The 18,442-nt window shown below is 33.8% G+C and carries 20 protein-coding genes; 13 read left to right on the plus strand and 7 right to left on the minus strand.

Annotated elements, in window-relative coordinates; genetic code table 11:
- Window positions 1-12: 12 nt before the first annotated feature.
- From J0383_RS20770 to J0383_RS20780, 3 genes are all read left to right on the plus strand, one after another.
- Window positions 13-3,297, plus strand: coding sequence for a SusC/RagA family TonB-linked outer membrane protein (locus J0383_RS20770; protein WP_207295860.1), 3,285 nt, complete (start codon window positions 13-15; stop codon window positions 3,295-3,297).
- Between the two features lie 5 nt (window positions 3,298-3,302).
- Window positions 3,303-5,063: a RagB/SusD family nutrient uptake outer membrane protein gene (locus J0383_RS20775; RefSeq protein ID WP_207295861.1), complete on the plus strand. Its 1,761-nt coding sequence runs from the start codon at window positions 3,303-3,305 to the stop codon at window positions 5,061-5,063.
- Between the two features lie 270 nt (window positions 5,064-5,333).
- Window positions 5,334-5,708 (plus strand): SpoIIAA family protein, encoded by a 375-nt coding sequence (locus J0383_RS20780; RefSeq protein WP_207295862.1) that lies wholly within the window; start codon window positions 5,334-5,336, stop codon window positions 5,706-5,708.
- A gap of 187 nt (window positions 5,709-5,895) precedes the next feature.
- Here the strand turns inward: J0383_RS20780 and J0383_RS20785 are convergent, their stop codons facing one another.
- From J0383_RS20785 to J0383_RS20795, 3 genes are read right to left on the minus strand one after another with little or no spacing between them, the layout of a single operon-like run.
- Window positions 5,896-6,117 (minus strand): PrgI family protein, encoded by a 222-nt coding sequence (locus J0383_RS20785; RefSeq protein WP_207295863.1) that lies wholly within the window; start codon window positions 6,115-6,117, stop codon window positions 5,896-5,898.
- Between the two features lie 13 nt (window positions 6,118-6,130).
- On the minus strand, window positions 6,131-6,553 hold the full coding sequence (locus tag J0383_RS20790) for a hypothetical protein (protein WP_207295864.1): 423 nt from the start codon (window positions 6,551-6,553) through the stop codon (window positions 6,131-6,133).
- 20 nt (window positions 6,554-6,573) lie between these two features.
- Window positions 6,574-7,068, minus strand: coding sequence for a hypothetical protein (locus J0383_RS20795; protein ID WP_207295865.1), 495 nt, complete (start codon window positions 7,066-7,068; stop codon window positions 6,574-6,576).
- Window positions 7,069-7,313: 245 nt separating this feature from the next.
- Here J0383_RS20795 and J0383_RS20800 point away from each other — a divergent pair, with 245 nt between their 5' ends.
- Together J0383_RS20800 and J0383_RS20805 are read left to right on the plus strand one after the other, a co-directional pair.
- Window positions 7,314-7,790 (plus strand): CinA family protein, encoded by a 477-nt coding sequence (locus tag J0383_RS20800; RefSeq protein ID WP_207295866.1) that lies wholly within the window; start codon window positions 7,314-7,316, stop codon window positions 7,788-7,790.
- 371 nt (window positions 7,791-8,161) lie between these two features.
- Complete coding sequence (locus J0383_RS20805) at window positions 8,162-9,070, plus strand: hypothetical protein (protein WP_207295867.1); 909 nt, start codon at window positions 8,162-8,164, stop codon at window positions 9,068-9,070.
- A gap of 39 nt (window positions 9,071-9,109) precedes the next feature.
- Here the strand turns inward: J0383_RS20805 and J0383_RS20810 are convergent, their stop codons facing one another.
- Window positions 9,110-10,027 carry a DsbA family protein gene (locus J0383_RS20810; RefSeq protein ID WP_207295868.1) on the minus strand — a complete coding sequence of 306 codons (918 nt, stop codon included), beginning with the start codon at window positions 10,025-10,027 and terminating at the stop codon, window positions 9,110-9,112.
- 159 nt (window positions 10,028-10,186) lie between these two features.
- On the opposite strand from J0383_RS20810, the gene J0383_RS20815 reads away from it, so the two are divergent.
- From J0383_RS20815 to J0383_RS20845, 7 genes are all read left to right on the plus strand, one after another.
- Window positions 10,187-10,504 carry a winged helix-turn-helix transcriptional regulator gene (locus tag J0383_RS20815; RefSeq protein ID WP_207295869.1) on the plus strand — a complete coding sequence of 106 codons (318 nt, stop codon included), beginning with the start codon at window positions 10,187-10,189 and terminating at the stop codon, window positions 10,502-10,504.
- A gap of 268 nt (window positions 10,505-10,772) precedes the next feature.
- Entirely contained in the window at window positions 10,773-11,474 is a 702-nt protein-coding gene (locus J0383_RS20820) for an SMI1/KNR4 family protein (RefSeq protein WP_207295870.1), read from the plus strand.
- A 21-nt stretch (window positions 11,475-11,495) separates the two neighbouring features.
- A complete protein-coding gene (locus tag J0383_RS20825; RefSeq protein WP_207295871.1) occupies window positions 11,496-12,002 on the plus strand; it encodes an SMI1/KNR4 family protein in 507 nt (168 codons plus the stop codon).
- Between the two features lie 151 nt (window positions 12,003-12,153).
- A complete protein-coding gene (locus J0383_RS20830; RefSeq protein ID WP_207295872.1) occupies window positions 12,154-12,876 on the plus strand; it encodes a DUF1963 domain-containing protein in 723 nt (240 codons plus the stop codon).
- 9 nt (window positions 12,877-12,885) lie between these two features.
- Complete coding sequence (locus J0383_RS20835) at window positions 12,886-13,401, plus strand: hypothetical protein (protein ID WP_207295873.1); 516 nt, start codon at window positions 12,886-12,888, stop codon at window positions 13,399-13,401.
- Window positions 13,402-13,793: 392 nt separating this feature from the next.
- Window positions 13,794-14,270 carry a TlpA family protein disulfide reductase gene (locus tag J0383_RS20840; RefSeq protein ID WP_207295874.1) on the plus strand — a complete coding sequence of 159 codons (477 nt, stop codon included), beginning with the start codon at window positions 13,794-13,796 and terminating at the stop codon, window positions 14,268-14,270.
- Window positions 14,271-14,273: 3 nt separating this feature from the next.
- Complete coding sequence (locus tag J0383_RS20845) at window positions 14,274-14,888, plus strand: thioredoxin family protein (RefSeq protein WP_207295875.1); 615 nt, start codon at window positions 14,274-14,276, stop codon at window positions 14,886-14,888.
- A gap of 43 nt (window positions 14,889-14,931) precedes the next feature.
- Here the strand turns inward: J0383_RS20845 and J0383_RS20850 are convergent, their stop codons facing one another.
- From J0383_RS20850 to J0383_RS20860, 3 genes are read right to left on the minus strand one after another with little or no spacing between them, the layout of a single operon-like run.
- Window positions 14,932-15,225, minus strand: a complete 294-nt coding sequence (locus J0383_RS20850) for a DUF3861 domain-containing protein (RefSeq protein WP_207295876.1) — start codon at window positions 15,223-15,225, stop codon at window positions 14,932-14,934.
- Window positions 15,226-15,242: 17 nt separating this feature from the next.
- Complete coding sequence (locus tag J0383_RS20855; protein WP_207295877.1) at window positions 15,243-15,974, minus strand: LytR/AlgR family response regulator transcription factor; 732 nt, start codon at window positions 15,972-15,974, stop codon at window positions 15,243-15,245.
- Window positions 15,974-17,017, minus strand: coding sequence for a sensor histidine kinase (locus J0383_RS20860; protein ID WP_207295878.1), 1,044 nt, complete (start codon window positions 17,015-17,017; stop codon window positions 15,974-15,976). Before J0383_RS20860 ends, J0383_RS20855 begins: the two co-directional genes overlap by 1 nt.
- 267 nt (window positions 17,018-17,284) lie before the next feature.
- Between J0383_RS20860 and J0383_RS20865 the strand changes: the two genes are divergently transcribed.
- Entirely contained in the window at window positions 17,285-18,439 is a 1,155-nt protein-coding gene (locus tag J0383_RS20865; RefSeq protein ID WP_207295879.1) for an efflux RND transporter periplasmic adaptor subunit, read from the plus strand.
- Window positions 18,440-18,442 lie beyond the last annotated feature (3 nt).

Consider the following 18,442-nt stretch of genomic DNA (forward strand, 5'->3'; position numbering starts at 1 on the left):
ATAACTTAAATCATGTATTTTAAACCTTCTTATTTAAATCTAAAGAGTTTATTCTTTTTAGTACTAGCGTTACTGACCATTCATAGTGGTTTTAGTAAAACTAATTCAAAGGAATCAAAAGTAAAAAATAAAATAGAAAAAGCAACTCTTGTCTCTATATTTTCAAAATTAAGTCAGCAGACGGATTATAAATTCAGTTACGGACAAGCTGTAATCAATGATAATACGACTTACACTGTAAATTACACAGGAGAATCTGTTACCGAAATTTTGAATGAGCTTTCAAAAAAAGCGAGTTTCAACTACAATATCAGCGGAAAATTAGTTTTAATTCAGAAAACAGCAGCGCCAAAAGCGGTAAATACCAAAGCTGTTGACAAAATTAAAGTAAAAGGAAAAATTGTTGACGAAAATAAAGTGCCAATTCCTGGTGCTACTATTGTTGAAACAGGAACTTCAAACTCAACTGTTACAAATTTCGATGGAGAATTTGAAATTACGGTTGGAGATGGAAAAACAATTGATATTTCATACATCGGATATAAAACAAAAACACTTCCTGTTCAAAATACTTTTATGACGATTCAGCTGGAACCAAGTACAGCAGAATTAAATGAAGTTTTGGTTGTAGGTTATGGTAAACAATCTAAAAAAGACGTAACCGGTGCGGTAACACAGCTAGATGCTTCACAATTTAAGCAAGGCGTAAGTATCTCTCCAGATAACTTAATTCAGGGAAAAGTAGCCGGTGTTCGTGTAGTAAGTACAAGTGGTGAGCCAGGAGCAGGAGTAAATGTAACGATTAGAGGAGTTGGATCTATTAGAAGCGGAAGTACACCTTTATTTGTTGTAGATGGTGTGCCGTTGTCAAATGACGATGTGAGTCCTTCTGGATCAAATGTTGGTTTTGGTAGTTCTGCTGCTAAAAATCCATTAAACTTTTTAAATAACAGCGATATCGAATCTATTACCGTTTTAAAAGATGCATCTGCATCTGCAATTTACGGAGCAAGAGGTTCGAATGGAGTTGTTTTGGTAACCACTAAAAAAGGAGCAAAAGGAGACGGAACGTTAACTTTTGATTCATCTTTAGGAATTTCGACTGTAGCACACAAATTAGATGTTTTAAGTGCTGACGAATATAGAAAAGCAATTAAAGATCCAGCTTTTGACCACGGTGGAAATACAGATTGGCAAGATGTCATTTTTAGACAAGCTGTTACAAAAAGCAATGCTTTGGCTTTTTCTAAACAAACAGAATCAGGAAACTACTATGCATCTGTATCGCAGTTAGATCAAGAAGGTATTGTTAGAAACAGCAACTTTAAACGTTTAACGGGAAGAATTAATGCAGCTGAATCATTTTTAGACAATAAACGTTTAAAATTAAAATTTAACCTTACTGCCAGCGAAACGAAAGACGACGGAGTTCCAACAAGTGATGACGGAGGTTCTAACGGACAATTATTAGTTCACACTTTAATGGCTAACCCAACGAGATCTGTTTTTGATGCTAATGGAAATTACACCAACTTTAATATGAATGCGCATTACAATCCAGCGTATTTATTAAGTATCTACGAAGATCAAACACGTACGTTAAGAGTTTTAGGAAATTTTGAAGCTTCTTTAAGAATCTTCAACGGATTAGAATACAAATTAAACCTTGGTATCGACCGTTCTTCTGCAGAAAGAAACACTACTATTTTTCCAAACTTAACCGATTTAAATCCAAAAGGAAGATACGTACAAAATAATCTTGATTCTAAAAATGCATTGGTTGAGCATTACTTAACGTACAATGTTACTTTAGACAAACACAAAATTGAAGCTCTTGGTGGATTTTCATACCAAAAATTTGAAAGATCAGGAACTAGTTTTAATATTGACGGAATTGCGAATCAAGGTGTTGGTGTAAAACCATCAATCAATCCAGGTTTTGCAGGAACACAATCAGGAACAGTTGGTTATGCTCAAGAAAATGAGCTTCAATCATACTTCGGAAGATTAAATTATACTTTTAACGACAAATACCTTTTAACAGCTTCGATGAGAGCTGACGGTTCTACTCGTTTTGGAGAAAATAATAAATACGGTTATTTCCCTTCTTTCGCTTTAGGATGGAATGTTTCTAAAGAAAGTTTCTTAGAAAATGTTGAAGCAATCAGCAACTTAAAATTAAGATTAAGCTGGGGACAAACAGGAAATCAGGAAGTACAAAACAAGCTTACTAAAGCAAGTTACTCTTTATCTGGAGCAGACGGATATTATTTATATGATGATTTGAATTTAGTAAATGGTGTTTCGGTAAACAGAACTGCAAACCCAGATTTGAAATGGGAAGTTGTTACACAATACAACGTAGGTGCTGATTTTAGTTTATGGAATGATAAATTATACGGAACTGTAGATTATTTCAATAAAACAACTACAGACGCGATCTTGAATATTCCATCTTCACCTTTAAGCCCAACTACAACGGTTTGGACCAATATTGATCAAGGTAAAATCATCAACAAAGGTTTTGAAATTATGTTAGGTTCTAAAATCGTTGATACAAAAGATTTTACATGGAGTGTTGATGCAAACGGTGCAACTTTAAATAACAAGATTGAAGATCTTCCAGTTTCAGAAATACTTACAGGTACAATTTCAGGTCCTGGACAATCTGGTGTAAATGCTAATATTTACAAGAGCGGTTATGCAGCAGGTTCATTCTATTTGTTAGAACATATTGGATTTGACAGTAAAGGAGCTAATATCTTTAAAGATCAAAATGGCGACGGTAAAATCGACAACAGCGACAGAATTATTATCGAAGGTGCTTTACCAACTTTTTACTATGGTTTAAACAGTGATATGAGATACAAAAACTTCTCATTTTCATTCTCAATCATTGGTCAGACTGGAGGTTATTTATTGAATAATACGGGTTTAAACGCATTAAACATAAACAACTTGGCATCAGACAGAAACGTTGCTACAGGATATTATGAATCAGGTGCAAACCCAACAAACTCACCAATTTTATCGACACTTTTCTTAGAAAAATCTGATTTCATTCGATTAAATACAGCTCGTATTGGTTACAATTTTGATTTAAAAGGTGTAAACTGGATCAACGGATTAACACTTTATGTAACAGGAAGCAACCTGCTTACGATCACAAATTATACAGGATACGATCCGTTAATCAATAGTCCAAAAGCAAACGGAGGAAACCAATCTATTGGTATCGATTATGCAAGTTATCCAACTTCCAGAACAATCAGTTTCGGAGCAACTTTAAAATTATAAATCACATGAAGACAAAGACATTAAGCATAAAAATTTTAACTCTATTCTCTTTTATTTTTCTCTTAAGCAGCTGTACCGATTTGGATGAAGTTGTTTTGGATGAAGTTTTAGGAAGTGATGCTTCAGATCCGGCAGGTTCGCTTGCAGCAGCATATGACAGACTTGGAGACGGAACTTTTACAGATCACGGAGCTGTTTTTGCCATGCAGGAATATACTACTGATGAGGCTATTTTACCCACTCGTGGAAGCGATTGGGGTGATGGCGGAAAATGGAGAGATATGCACGAATTTACATGGAGCTCAAGTAATGCTATTATAGTAAACAATTGGGATTTGCTGACAAACGGAATTACACGTTCGCTGACTGCAATTCAATCAGCAGAGCAGACTACTTTTGCTGAAAAGAAATTATTTCTTGCAGAAGCAAAAGCACTTTTAGCTTTTTACACCTACACTACTTTAGATTTATACGGACAAGCTCCTTACAGAGATCCTATGAATCCTAAAGCACCATTGGAAATTTTAAAAGCAGATACTCAAATTGACAAATTAATTACCGATGTAGAAGCTTTAATACCCGATTTGGCTGATATTGGTACGCAACGTACACACCACGGAAGATTTACAAAACAAGCCGCTTATGCTTTTTTAAGTAACATGTATTTGAATCGTGCAGTATTAAAAGATCGTTACAATGTGAATTCAAACTTCAATTTTAATGAACCAGCTGTATCGGGTACAGGAACAGATATGGATCGGGTGATTTATTACACATCTTTATTGATCGATTCAGAAAAATTCAGTTTAGAAAGCGATTATTTCAAAAACTTTGCGAGGGATAATAACAACGGTAAAGAACTTATTTTTGCGATTTCTCAAAAAATAGACTACATCCGTAACGGTTCAAACAGCTTTGCTTACGTTTGTATGGAGCGTAACCAAAGAACATCTGCTGCAAACAGAGGAACAAACGCGGCTTGTACCACTCCAGAATTCTATGCGACTTGGGACGGCAACCACGATGACCCAAGATTTGAACAACATTATCAATATGCTGATGGTACATGGTTTATGAACGACGGAACAGATGTAAGCGTACCTGCAACAGATATCGTACCTAAAAGCGCTAATTTACCTTGGTTCCACTTCAACAGAGGAATTCAGGCTGGACTTCAGTACGGACCAATTTTATTGGCTTCGGGATCTCTGGAAATGATTGGCAACCGTATTAAAGTTTCTCCTTTATACATGGAAAAAAGTACGACTACAAGAATGAATTTCACACCAACATTGACATTTGCAGATCCAACAAAATCTGTTTTTGCTCAAAACGAAATCAATCAAGGAGCACGTGTATTCAAATACGAATTCGATCCAGAAGGAGGAAACGGTAACAGTAACGTTGATATTCCGTTATTCCGTTTAGGAGGAATTTACGCGATGAGAGCTGAAGCACTTTTCAGAAAAGGAAGTACAGGCGCAGCAATGGACGATTTAAACAAACTGCGTACGAGCAGAAAAAGAGAATCTTTATTTGCAAATGCTCCAGGAAAAGCACTTACTTCTCTAGACGCAGCACAGTTATATAAAGAATTAGGATTTGAGTTATACTGGGAATTACAAAGAAGACCAGAAAGCATCCGTTTTGGAAAATATGATCTTGCTGGAACTGCAAAAGCGGCTTCTCAACCTTTTAGAAGAGTATTCCCAATTCCACAGACTGTTATTGACCAAAAAGTCTTTAAACAGAATCAAGGATATTAAAAGTTTGTGTTAGTTTATTTTTTATTTTTTGTAAAAAGCCTGTCTCCAAAAGAGCAGGCTTTTTCTCTTGAAAAAGTCTTTAGGCTTTTTATTCATTTTTGTCCCTTTACACCTCAGTACCTTAGCTCCTTAAAATATAATATTCAATTGGATAAATGTAAGATTTAGCTATCGTTTAGTCGTATATTTGATGTGCATTTTTAAAGTCTAAATAATTGGCTTTCAAAATGATAATAACGATTAAATTAACTCAAAAAAAAGTATGAAATTATGATACATCAAATTGACACTACCGATAATATTGTAGCATTTAGAGCCTTAGCAGAAGTAACAAAAGACGATTTTCTAGCGGTTGTAGTTCCTGCCGTAGAACATTTGGTAAAACAAACAAACGAAATCAATTTTTTGCTGGTATTAGATACAGATATTAAAAACTTTACAGCAGGAGCGTGGCTGCAGGATGCACTTTTGGGACTTAAACATTTAGGAAAATGGAACAGAGCAGCAATTGTTTCAGATTCAGATGATATTATTTCGTTTACCAACGGATTTAGCTATATCGTTCCGGGAGAATTCCACGGATTTAAAAAAGAAGCTTTCAATAAGGCACTTAACTGGGTTGAAGGAAATATTAACCTGGCTTGAATACGCAAATTAGAAAGTCTGGCACGCGGAAATATTGATTTAAAGTCATTCCTGCTTTGGGAAAAAGAAGGCAATTAATTTAAAATTTTCACGATGCTGTTTTCTAAAACTCAGCATTTATACAAAACAAAAATCCCGTTAAGAATAAACTTAACGGGATTTTTTATGATTTAATTTTAGAGACTGCTTACTTCGCTAGTTTTTTGTAAACTGCTGCAGATAATAATGGTAATGCAAGACCTCCTACAACAGCAGCTGTTTTAGCATGTCCTGCTTTTTTTAAAACGGCACCAATTAATAGTGAACCAAATCCAGCGCAAGCTAGTTGTTTTACACTAAGTTTTGATGTGCTATCTTCAATAGGTTTGATTCCGTGTAATAGAGGGTCTATGAAATTTAAATTTTCCATGATTGTTAATTATTTAGTTAAACGTATTTTTATTTGTGTTGATAGTATTCTTTTCATTGTCTGTTTCCGTCTCAATTTTTTCAATTTCGACTTTTTCTTTTTTAATTGCTTGTCGAAGAAGTGCAAAAAGGCTCATATAAATATTCGCCATAAATACCAGCGAAAATCCCGCCAAAATGTATCCGCGCCAATCGTTTAACAAAAGTTTATAATCGCAGAGTATCAAAAATGCTATTGTAACATAATGGCTGAAACAATATTCGCAGGTCAGCAGATAAAAAAACTTTCGAGACAAAATGTACTTGTCGTTTTTAGAATGTCTGACACACCATTCGTGCGGCTCTCTAAAAATCTCTTCGTGCGTTACTGTCCAGCTGATACAGGCAATTGGAACAGCCAATACAAAAAGCCAGATAATTTGAACTCCTATATCCATAAAACAATTTCTTGAAACGGTTATTCTCTCGGATGATTTTCAGGATAATGTTCGGCATCAAAATCATCAAGTTCTTCGTCATCATCCAGATCGCTGTGTTTTTCTGAGTCAGATTCACTTTTATCATCCAAATCAGGATCATAATCCTCGTTTAAATCGTCTTCGGTGTCATCATTTGTAATGGCATCGTCTTCATTTACCACTCGTTCCTGATTCGGGATATTTTCAGATCTAACATTTGTGTTGGTTTCAAAATCACCTTGCGGATGATGCGGATCTTCTATAAACTCTTCCTGATATTGATACGGATCTTCATCTCGAGCATAATTGTCGTTATCAATAATCGTATTTTGATCAATATAATCAGGATCGCTTTCGCCAAATTCCCGATTGTCATGTTTTTTTACATCTTGTTTGAATTGATCTTCATTAGAATAAGTACCATCAACAAGAGTATTTTGGTCGATATAATCAGGATCAAACTGACCATATTCATGGTTGTGCTGCTTTTCCATAATGTTTATATTTTGGGTTGATAATTATTGTCTATTCTGGAATATTCTTCCTTTAGCTTTCATTTAAAAAATTTGTATTTTACAAATTTACCAAGCCTATACAAGGAAGTCCTTACACGAATATTTAATATAGTTGCATAATTAACAGTTATTTAAAATGTAAGAGTTGTAAGAAATGATATAAGCAGTAATGAGTAGAAAGATTTTATTTTTGAATACAAAAATGCAGTTAAAATGAAATCAATATGGCATCTGAAAAAGTAACGGCCTGTTGTGAGGCTTTAATCGAAAAAAATCTGACGATAGCATTTGCAGAAAGTGCTTCAGCCGGAAAAATGTGTTATGAATTCTCGACAGTTTTTAATTCGGGAAGGATTTTAATAGGAGGAATAACCTGCTATCATATTTCAATGAAAGAAGATTTGCTTCACATTCCTTGGGGCACTATTGAACAGTATAGCGCAGAATCTGCAGAAGTCACCAAACTCATGGCGCAAAATTTTCATAAATACATCAATTCAGATATCTGCGTAGCCTTAACCGGACTTACTACTCCGGGCGGAAGCGAAAGCGAATCCAAACCCGTAGGAACCATTTTTATACACATTATTATCTCAGACAAAGAAATCGCCAAACGTTTCGAATTTGATGGAGACGCAGAAAGTATCGTAAACCAAGCAATCGATACTGTTGCAGATTTGATTTTGAAAGAGCTAAATTAATAGTTACCGCCATACAAATGGCTTATTTATCAATTTCCCTGAAAAACAAATATTTCCACGCTTAATTTAAAATGTTCCGCTAGGAACAATTCATCGGTAGAATCCGTGTAAAGTTTTTGTATTTACGTTCCATAGGAACGATTGATTAAGGACAATCAATATGCAAATCAAACGTCCCTAAGGGACGATCTGAAGAGCGGGAAAACTTTTTTACCAACGAGATGTTCCTAGCGGAACATTTTTTAATTCGCTTTAATAGAATTATTTTACTAAACAACTAATAACCTTAATTTATTGTTTTTATACTTTTTAGGGATGTTTTAAAATATTTCTATAAAATATATTTGTTTTTAATTTTTAAAATTGAATTAATGGATATTTATTTTATCAAAAGTGGATACAATTCTTATGGAGGAGGTTTTAAAGCGCCCTTTACACATCTTGGCAGAATAATTTCGGATCGATTTGAAGCCGAAAAAATTGAATTCTCTTTTCAGGAAATCGAAATTCAGCTGGCTATTTTTTCAAACAAACCTAAAGGAAATAATAAAGAAGTTTATACTAATTGGTTTAATAAATTGCCAGTTTATTATAGAGGCAAAAGTATGGTAAGAGTTACATTGCCAATATTTAAAAATGAAGAAGATTTAAATGATATTTTTAAATGGATTCATGAAGTTTTTGAAATTATAGCCAGAAAAAAGAAAAAGGATGATGTTTTGAATGTAGAAAGAATGAAAGAAGTTTTAATTCTTTTAGAAACAGAACTCAATAAAACAGATTTATGGGAATTAAATAAAAAATATGAATCTATTTTACGACAAGAAACAATAGCGAAAAGACTTAAAGAAAGAACAGAAAGACAAAACCGAGTTATAGAAAACAAAAGATTAATTTATGATTTGCGTTTTTATTATCGTTTTGAAAATATAGACAAGCTTTATTTTACGCCTTACGATCATAGACTCTGTAATAAAATATTAGAAAAACTTCGAGAGAGAAAATTTCGACTTCCAGATTATACTCATATCTACCTTAGCATTTCTAATTCTTTTGAAAATGCCTTATACGAAGCTGTAAGAGTAGAAACATGGTTTGCTTATGGAGTTGCGGTGCTGGAAAATTATACTGATTATGAAAATAAAAATGAGAAAGAAAAACAAAGAATTGTTTTTGATTTATTAAAACAAGGTCTGCATGATATAGCCAACATTGATAAACTGGATATGGATGTTTTAAATGAAGTTTTAAACGAAGTTGAACAAGGATTAATGAAATAAAAAAAGCCGTAAAAGATTTTACGGCTTTTCTATTTTAAACTATTTCAAAGAATAAAGCGAACCATTTTTAATGGTCTTTTTATCCAATTTACCCTTTTGATATAATTCTTCCAGAATATCTTTTGCTTCTGTATACGAAATATCTAGAATTACGGCATACTCTTTTGGAGCCAAGGTTGGATAAATTTCAAAAAGCGATAATGAATTTTCATTAGGAATATCTTTCTTTTTGGCTTCTGGTAAAAGAGCAGACAAAGCATTTTCATAAGAAGCATAAGGTTTAGAACCATAAACCGTTAATTGATTGTTATTTCCGTCAGAGAAAAATAAAGTAGGGAAGCCCCTAACGCCTAATGTTCTGCCCAGATTTAAATCTTCTTGGAAAAGTTTTTTAGCGTCATTTTCATAATCCGTTTTTAGTTTTGCGATGTCCAAGCCTGCTATTTCGGCACCTTCGGCTATGTTTTCCCATTTGGCAATATTCTTTTTATCCAGATATAATTTTTCACGCAGTATTCGCATAAAATAAACTGCTTTATCCTTACTCTGAATTTGCGCCGCTTTCATGGCAATGCAAGAGGGATAAGAGGAATCCAACGGATCTTCAAGCCACACATCTCCATCAATAGGCATTGCGTAATACAAACTCGCTTCGTCCCAATGATGCGCCACATCTGAAGGTTTGCTGATACCGCCGCTGTTATACGTCCAATCGGGCAATAAACCGCCCATTCGATAGTCAATTTCAATATAATTGCCATATTCCAGTTTTAATTTTCGAAGCTGAGGTTCAATTCCCCAGCAGGAGGAGCAGATTGGATCTGTATAATAAATAATTTTAATGGGTTTATTTTCGGCCGGAATAGAAGCGATTTCATTAGATTTTTCGCCAATCGGCATTTCGCACATTCCTGTTTTAGGATCACATAATAACGGATTTATTTTATTCTCGTTCATTTTAGAATTTATTTGTGATTGGCAACTTACACTGCAAATCAAGATTAAGAATAGCGAAAGTATTTTCATATAACTGTTTTTAATTTCCGCTTGGTTTAAATTTTTAACTTTACGCAAAGTTCGTTTGTAAATATTCACAAGTCAATTAGTCAAAAAAACATGACTACCGAAAATAAATCCCAAAAAGAAAATGAATGTCCTGCCGAAGGACTTCTCAAACTATTATCAGGTAAATGGAAACCGCAAATATTCTTATTGGCTGTTAACGGACCAATACGTTTCAATGGACTTTTAAGAGATCTTAAAGGAACCAATAAACAATCTATTTCGACTGCATTGCGCGAGCTGGAAGAGTTTGGACTTCTGGATAAAAATGTCATCAAATTAAAACCGCTTCACATCGAATATAATTTATCAGAAAAAGGAAAATCATTGATTCCAGTTTTCAAACAATTGGAGTTTTTCTCTGATAAATAATAATTAAGAATACATTATCAATTATAAAGTAATTGCAATCTTACAAGAATTTATGTATTTTCACGTTTGTAAAAATATATAAGCCAAAATTATGATTGAAATACACGAAAAAAAAGAGATTCTGGCTCTTGAATTCTATTAAAACTACCTCGCCAGAAAAAACAAAACTATTTCACACCATACTAGCAGTAACTTGTTTTACTGCATGTTCGCTATTTGATTAATGGAAATATTTATTTCCTCTGAAATACTTAAATAAAAACTTCACATGAATTATATACAAAAAATCAAACGTCTTTATAACTTGTCTGATAAAGAAGACTACGGATTTTCAAAAGACGAAATTTCTGCCCTAGAGAAAGAATTAAAAGTCACGCTTCCCTCAAAGCTAAAAGAATATTATCAGGAATTAGGGAAAGAAGAAAACCTTAATTATTGTTTTAACCGACTTTTAAAACCTGATGGTGAAATTGAATTTTCAGAAGATGACTATCTAGTTTTTTATGAAGAAAACCAAAACGTAGCGATCTGGGGAATTAAAAAAGAAGATTTAATAGAAGACAATCCACCCGTCTATGGAAATTACGATACCATTGAAAAATCAGATTGGGAAGTTGAAACCCAAACAACCGAAAACTTCTTTTTATTGATGGCTGTTTTTAACGGAACTTTAGGCGGACTTCAATACAACGGAAATTTCATAGGAGCAATCGAACCAGAGATCGTAAAGTTTGTAGAAGACAATTGGAAATTAGTGCCCGAAATCAGTAAAGACAATCAAAAAGTGTATACAGATCAGTTTTATGATGTAATCAGCCTTTCTTTCGATCAAAATAACAATTGCCATGGCGCGTTTATAGGAACAAGCATTCAAGATCGTTTCGATGAAATTCTTGATTGTATAGATATCGATTGGTCTTATCTTTCGTATGATGACGAAGAATTTGATGAAGATGACGACGAAGATTAACTAAATTAAAAACAAGTAATTATGTGGTTTAATAAATTTAATTTTTTCGACATACATCCGGGATTAACAGAGTCAATTCCAGACGATTTTTTTACAAAACCTTATTCAGTGAACGAATTAGAGATATTGGATAATATAAGACAATTATATCCAGAAGGAACTGCACCCGAAATTCTCCCGATTCCAAAACAAATAAAACTTCCCGAAGAATATATCAAACTATTGAATCATTCAAACGGAGGCGGAATTTTAAACGGCGATCGAGAATTTGGCTATTTCTCACTTGAAGATATTAGAGAAATGTACATTTCTTATGGTTTTCCGTTCTGGGCTCCGGCATTTCTTCCGGTAGCATTTAATGGAGGCGGAAAATTCTACGCCTACGATCTCAGAAAAGAAAACGAGTTTCCTATAATTGCTGTTTCCTCAGGAAATATTGGCTACGACGATGACTGCTGGGGATTTTTAGGAAACACAATGGAAAATGTTTTAAGCAATACTAACAATATTGAAGATGAATTGGATTAATAATAAGTATTGTTCGGGGAGAACATTTAATTATAAAGTATTTTAAATAAAATGTCATGGAAAGAATATTACAAACAAAATACAGATTTGTAATTAATTAAAATCATACGAATAATATAATTACATTTATTTAAATAAAAATAAAAGCCTAATGGAAAAAGAAATATTTGAAATCATTGAACTGCTTCCTGCCACAAAACATTATTACGGAGACAGCTTAAAAATGCCCGAAATTTTATTAAAAGATGGATTGCTGGTAAAAGCAGGAACCTTAGATATTCCTTTGGGACATTCTCGTTACGGCGGACCAATTGCTGATCTTCCCAAAGATTTTGAATATCCTAAAGACCTTCGTTTTGCAGCTCAGTTAGATCTCAAACAAATTGCTCCTCACGACACCTCTGGGCTTTTGCCAAAAACGGGACACTTGTTCTTTTTTGCCGATATTATCGAAGATAAAGGACTTGTTGCCTATGCGGATATTGAGAACAGCGAATTAGTAAGAGTAGTAAAAGATCATGACGATAATTTCTTTGAAGGAGTTTTGATAAAAGAGGCCTTTGCGGCAACCGAAAAACTTTCAGATCGTTATCGTGATCCAGAAGATGAATATGAAGAAGAAGATGCCAATGAAGACGGACTTTTATGGGACTTTTTTGAAGGAAGCGAAACATCAAAAATCTTCGGAATCTTTACACATTGTCAGACACAAGAACAACAAATATTAGAAGTAGTGAATTCAAATAAAGTGGTCTTATTGCAAATAGGAGAGAACGGATTCAACGATGAAGGTGTGTTTAGTGTTTTAATAAACAAAGACGATTTGAAAGCATTAAATTTTAGTAACTGCGAATTTCATTGGGGACAATCTTAAAAAACTACTATGATTAAGGAATTAGGATACGGTTATAAATCATTGACAACGAATACAGTTACTATATGGGAAAACGAACTAAATTATAAAAACATCATGGCAGTACATAAATTTAATGAGGTTCTAAACGATCTAATGGATTATTTCATCTTGGGCGATGTGGATTGTTTAATGCAGTATAAAATCGAAAATGATTTACCAGATGATCTTTTAACAGAATTCACAACAGAAGAAACCGGAGATCAGGTTGTCGAAGAAGGTGTAATTGTACCCATGATTGGGATAGTAAATTATCCGTATACTGTTTATTTTAATCTTTCAGATGATGTTCCCGAATTATTAAAAACTGGAAATGAATTACAGCATAAACGTGATGGATATTGTCTTACGGTTGTAAACGGCAGGATTTATTTATATACGATTCCGTATTTGAGAGATTTTACAAAAGAGAAAGTCGATTTACTAAAAAAATACAAACACGCCACAATAGAACTCCCAAATGCTTTTACAGCGTTTCGATCTTAGCAGGTTTAACAAAACAGACTTTAGAAATCAAAACAGAATCTGGAGAAATAGAACAAATAGAAGACATGGAACCTACTTTTGAATTTCTGATAAAACCTTCAAACGAGAAACCAGATTTTACAGCTGATTTTACGTATCCGTTTAGTATAGAATTTTAATCCTTCGATTTTTTTTATTTCAAATAAAAAGAAATTATAACAAAAACGCATCGAATCCACACTAGAATGGAATCCATCACAATAATATCAACCAAACCTGGGTACTCTTTAAAACCTTAGAATATTAGTAACTCAGCTTCTTTAAAAAAACTCATTAAACTTTCATTAACAAAAAGTAAGATTTCAATAGTTTATATTTGTAAGACACAAATTAATTCTAAAGCGTTGAATCTCATGAAAATCAAGTCTTTTTTCTATATCCTTTTGTTTAGTGTTTTCTCTATTTCGGCTTACAGTCAGAACGTTAAGCTCTTAAATATCGATCAGTTAAACGAAAGAATTAAAACAGGAAAAGACAGTACCTATGTTGTCAACTTTTGGGCAACTTGGTGTGCGCCTTGTATTAAAGAATTGCCACATTTTGAAAAACTAGGAGCCGAATATAAATCAGAGAAATTGGCTGTTTTATTGGTAAGTTTGGATTTTAAATCAAAACTGGCTTCCAATGTGGTTCCGTTTGTAAAAAGAAAAAATCTGAAAAATGAAGTTTTTCTGCTGAACGAAAGCAGTCCGCAGGAATTTATCGACCGTATTGATCCAAGCTGGTCAGGCAGTATTCCCGCGACACTTTTTATCAAAGGCGACAAACGAAAATTTGTTGAAAGCGAATTTACTTATGAACAATTATTAACTGAATATAAAAAACTGTAAACCATGAAAAAAATAATTTTATTACTGACATTAGCACTTTCTGCTTTTCTGGCTCAAGCACAAACGGGAACAACTCTTAAAGCAGGAGACGCCGCACCAGATTTTAAGCTGAAAAATGTAGACAATAAAGAAGTTTCTTTTGGAACTTTTAAAGACGCAAAAGGGTATATCGTAGTTTTTACTTGTAATACATGTCCGTATGCGGTAGGTTATGAGCAGAGAATTATTGATTTAGATAAAAAATTCAAACCGCAGGGTTATCCTGTAATTGCCATTAATCCAAACGATCCAGAAGCTTCTACAGCAGATACATTTGCTAAGATGCAGGATTTGGCAAAAGAGAAAAAATATCCTTTTCCATATTTATTTGATGCTGGACAAAAAATTACAGACGAATACGGAGCAAAACGCACACCTCACATTTTTATCGTTTCTAAAACTTCAAAAGGAAATGTAGTAGAATATGTTGGCGCAATCGACAACGATCCGGAAGGAAAAAATCCTCAAAAAATAAAATATGCCGAAGATGTTATTGCATCTTTAAAAAGCGGTCAAAAACCAGCTGTAACCCAAACCAAAGAAATTGGATGTACAGTAAAAAGAAAAGCGAAAGCTTAATTATTGGAATTTTAAAAAAAACTAAAAAGCTTGTAGGTAGAAACTACAAGCTTTTTAGTTTTTTCATAAAAACCGGAAATACATCATTCAATTCATCAAACAAAGGATTTTTGCGGTGTCTAAGTTTGATTTCGCTGAATAATTTCAGGCCAATGGCAAACTGAGTAGCTTCATGCGGATTTTCGAATATATTTTTGTCTTTGATTTTTTCTATAATACCAAATATTTCATCGTGATTGTCAAATTCAATTCCTAGTTCTTTTGCAGGAGTAGTGGCTCCATTTGCGTATTCTTTCAGGCTTAAAGTCAGATAATATTTGTTTGCTCTTTTTTCCATGATAATTGTATTCTATTTTATTTCAACCATTTGTCTACAATGGTTTTAAATGTTTCTTTGTATTGTTCGCCAACCGTAATTTCTGTTTTGCCAATTAAAATTGAATTTTTAGTAATTGCATTTATTTTGTCAAGCGCTACGATAAACGAGCGGTGTACTCTCATAAATTTAGCAGAAGGCAGTTTTTCTTCCAAAGCCTTTAAGGAAATCAATGACATGATTGCTTTTTGCGAATCGTCAAGATGTACTTTTACGTAATCTTTTAAACTTTCGATATACAAAATATCTTTAAGCGAAATACGAACCCATTGATATTCAACTTTTAAAAAGATAAATTCATCATCTGCCGTAACAGACTGAAATTGTGTGGAAGCTTCTGTCGTAATTTGAAGTACTTTATGGGCAGCACGCAAAAACTCTTCGTAGCTGAAAGGTTTTAAAAGATAATCGACTGCATTCACTTTATAGCCTTCAATCGCATAATGATTATAAGCGGTTGTAAAAACAATTTTGGGTACTTGTCCCGGTTGTTCCTGCAAAAGTCTGGCAAGTTCCATTCCGGTTAAATTGGGCATATTGATATCTAGAAAAACAAGATCGGGCTGTTTATCTTTAATTAAAGTCATTGCTTCAACCGCATTGTCACAACTGGCAGTTAATTCTAAAAAAGGCGTTTGTTCAATAAAAGTCTGTACCAGTTTTAATGCCAGAGGTTCGTCGTCGACTGCTATACATTTTAATGTTATCATTAGTCTAAAATTAGTTGCAGTTTTACATTATACATTCCGTTTTTGGCGATACCAGATATAAGGGTATGTTTATGCGGATAAATCAACTGAAGTCTTCGTTTCGTATTCGTTAAACCAATTCCTCCTTCATGAGGTAGAGCCGGTTTTTCGAAATAAGTATTTTCTACCTCGAAATCCAAGTGACTTCCAATTTGGCTTAATCTAATATGAATTTCGCTTTTATCCGTAGCATGAATGCCATGTTTAAATGCATTTTCTACTAAAGGTAGTAATAACATTGGAACAATTGGGTAATCGTGAATTTTTTCTGGAATGTCTGTAGTAATGGTTAGTTTTTTATTAGCACGAAGTTTCATCAACGAAATAAAATCCTTCATAAATTCGGCTTCTTTCAATAAAGTAGTTGTTTCTTCTGTGCTGTATAATAAATAACGCATCATACGGCTTAAAGTGTGAAGTGCATTTCTAGAATCTTCAATATCGGTGTACGTTAACGAATAAATACTATTTAACGAGTTAAAGAAAAAGTGCGGATTTATCTGTGCTTTCAGCATTGCCAGCTCGGCAGCTGTTTTGTCCTGTTCTAATTTTTGTTTGTATTGCGCCGCTTTCTGCCAGTGCTGTAACATCGCCCAGCTCGTGCTTATTCCTAAAACCAAAAGCGTAAGCATGAAAACATAATTGTCAAAATACGGATTTCGGTACTTTTTGAATCCTAAAATTGCTGTGATTTTATTGTGAAGATCGGTTTGCGAAGTATATACATAAGCGATAAGCTGTAACGCAAAAATGACCAGAAAAGCCCAAAATAAAAAAGGCGAAGTGTTGTCTTTAATGATGGTTTTTGGAACTATAATTTTTGCATTAGTATAAAATATAGCCATTAACAAAAACAAGATAATAATCTGCCAAAGCCAAAAAATGGACGGAAGTACTAGATTCCAAGTTAAGGGGATGTAAAACAACATGATAAATCCCAATAAAAACCAGCCAAGAATGTGTAATCCGGTAAATAAATAAGGTCTGTATAGGTTTGATGCCATTACGAATTTTACTTTTTTATTGACAATATTACACTTTATTTACATTCGATTTAGAACCAATCGCTCAACGCAGAATTATAGTCTTTAAAAACCATTTTAGAGCCGATGAGTTTAAGAATTAAACGCTTGTTTAATTTTTTTGAAACCCCGTCGTGTGTCAGCATATCTTTATCGATTGTCTTTCCGTATTCGTCTATTTGAAATTTTTCGCGTGTGATATTTTATTTCTTTTGTCTGTATATAATCGATAATTACATATTATTTCAAATGAATAAGCAATCATTTTTAAGCATCCTTGCAGCATCACTTATTATCGCTTCATGCGGTAAAAATGATAAATCGGCTCAGGCCGGAGGTGCACCGCAGATTAAGGAATATAAGACTGTGACTTTACAGTTGGAATCAGCTACGTTGAACAGCGATTTTCCAGCAAGTATTCAGGGACAGCAGAATATAGAAATCCGACCAAGAGTCGAAGGATACATCGATAAAATTTTTGTAGATGAAGGTGCTGTTGTTAAAGCAGGACAGCCATTGTTTAAAATCAGTGCTCCAGAATATGAGCAGCAAGTTCGCACCGCAACAGCAAGTATTAAAAGTGCGCAGGCTGATTTAAGTGCGGCAAAATTGGCTGTAAATAAAGTGAGACCATTGGTTGAAAAAGGAATCATCAGCAAATATGATTTAGAATCAGCACAATATACCTATGAGTCGGCTGTAGCTTCTTTAGCTCAGGCAAATGCAGCTTTGGTTAATGCTAAAACGAATTTAGGATATACAACCGTTACAAGTCCGGTAAACGGAGTGGTGGGTTCGATTCCGTTTCGTTTAGGAAGTTTGGTAAGTTCAAACACGGCAGAGCCTTTAACTACAGTTTCTAGTATTGGAAACGTATATGCTTATTTTGCAATGAATGAAAAAACATTACTGAATTTTACTAAAGATGCAGGAGCTTCATTAAACCAAAAAATAAAAAGCATGCCAGCCGTTTCTTTATTGCTTTCTGATGGTTCTGCTTATGATGAAAAAGGACATATCGAAACTGTAAACGGATTAATTAATACCGAGACAGGTACTGTAAATGTTAGAGCGCGTTTTCCAAACCCAAAAGGAATTATTAGAAGCGGAAGCAGTACTACCGTAAGAATTCCGAACGAAGTTAAAGATGCCATTATTGTTCCTCAAAGTGCCACATTTGAACTTCAGGATAAAATCTTTGCAGTAGTAGTTGGCAAAGATGGAAAAACTAAAAATGCCAATATCACAGTTCTAGACAATTCTGCAGGCAATTATTACGTCGTGACAAGCGGTTTAAATGCTGGAGATCAAATTGTATTAGAAGGAGTAGCTTCTCTAAAAGAAGGAACTGAAATTAAAGCCAACAATCAGAGCCCAGAAACAGTTTACGCCGATTTAAAATAAAAA

The organism is Flavobacterium endoglycinae (genome assembly GCF_017352115.1).
Classification (GTDB): Bacteria; Bacteroidota; Bacteroidia; order Flavobacteriales; family Flavobacteriaceae; genus Flavobacterium; species Flavobacterium endoglycinae.

Excerpts from the sequence above, each read along its gene's own strand:
- J0383_RS20825 (WP_207295871.1), top strand. The coding sequence starts at position 11,496 with ATGTGGTTTAATAAATTTAATTTTTTCGACATACATCCGGGATTAACA.
- J0383_RS20770 (WP_207295860.1), top strand. The coding sequence starts at position 13 with ATGTATTTTAAACCTTCTTATTTAAATCTAAAGAGTTTATTCTTTTTA.
- J0383_RS20820 (WP_207295870.1), top strand. The coding sequence starts at position 10,773 with ATGAATTATATACAAAAAATCAAACGTCTTTATAACTTGTCTGATAAA.
- J0383_RS20800 (WP_207295866.1), top strand. The coding sequence starts at position 7,314 with ATGGCATCTGAAAAAGTAACGGCCTGTTGTGAGGCTTTAATCGAAAAA.
- J0383_RS20835 (WP_207295873.1), top strand. The coding sequence starts at position 12,886 with ATGATTAAGGAATTAGGATACGGTTATAAATCATTGACAACGAATACA.
- J0383_RS20850 (WP_207295876.1), bottom strand. The coding sequence starts at position 15,225 with ATGGAAAAAAGAGCAAACAAATATTATCTGACTTTAAGCCTGAAAGAA.
- J0383_RS20785 (WP_207295863.1), bottom strand. The coding sequence starts at position 6,117 with ATGGAAAATTTAAATTTCATAGACCCTCTATTACACGGAATCAAACCT.
- J0383_RS20860 (WP_207295878.1), bottom strand. The coding sequence starts at position 17,017 with ATGGCATCAAACCTATACAGACCTTATTTATTTACCGGATTACACATT.
- J0383_RS20780 (WP_207295862.1), top strand. The coding sequence starts at position 5,334 with ATGATACATCAAATTGACACTACCGATAATATTGTAGCATTTAGAGCC.
- J0383_RS20865 (WP_207295879.1), top strand. The coding sequence starts at position 17,285 with ATGAATAAGCAATCATTTTTAAGCATCCTTGCAGCATCACTTATTATC.
- J0383_RS20790 (WP_207295864.1), bottom strand. The coding sequence starts at position 6,553 with ATGGATATAGGAGTTCAAATTATCTGGCTTTTTGTATTGGCTGTTCCA.
- J0383_RS20855 (WP_207295877.1), bottom strand. The coding sequence starts at position 15,974 with ATGATAACATTAAAATGTATAGCAGTCGACGACGAACCTCTGGCATTA.
- J0383_RS20845 (WP_207295875.1), top strand. The coding sequence starts at position 14,274 with ATGAAAAAAATAATTTTATTACTGACATTAGCACTTTCTGCTTTTCTG.
- J0383_RS20810 (WP_207295868.1), bottom strand. The coding sequence starts at position 10,027 with ATGAACGAGAATAAAATAAATCCGTTATTATGTGATCCTAAAACAGGA.
- J0383_RS20775 (WP_207295861.1), top strand. The coding sequence starts at position 3,303 with ATGAAGACAAAGACATTAAGCATAAAAATTTTAACTCTATTCTCTTTT.
- J0383_RS20805 (WP_207295867.1), top strand. The coding sequence starts at position 8,162 with ATGGATATTTATTTTATCAAAAGTGGATACAATTCTTATGGAGGAGGT.
- J0383_RS20795 (WP_207295865.1), bottom strand. The coding sequence starts at position 7,068 with ATGGAAAAGCAGCACAACCATGAATATGGTCAGTTTGATCCTGATTAT.
- J0383_RS20830 (WP_207295872.1), top strand. The coding sequence starts at position 12,154 with ATGGAAAAAGAAATATTTGAAATCATTGAACTGCTTCCTGCCACAAAA.
- J0383_RS20815 (WP_207295869.1), top strand. The coding sequence starts at position 10,187 with ATGACTACCGAAAATAAATCCCAAAAAGAAAATGAATGTCCTGCCGAA.
- J0383_RS20840 (WP_207295874.1), top strand. The coding sequence starts at position 13,794 with ATGAAAATCAAGTCTTTTTTCTATATCCTTTTGTTTAGTGTTTTCTCT.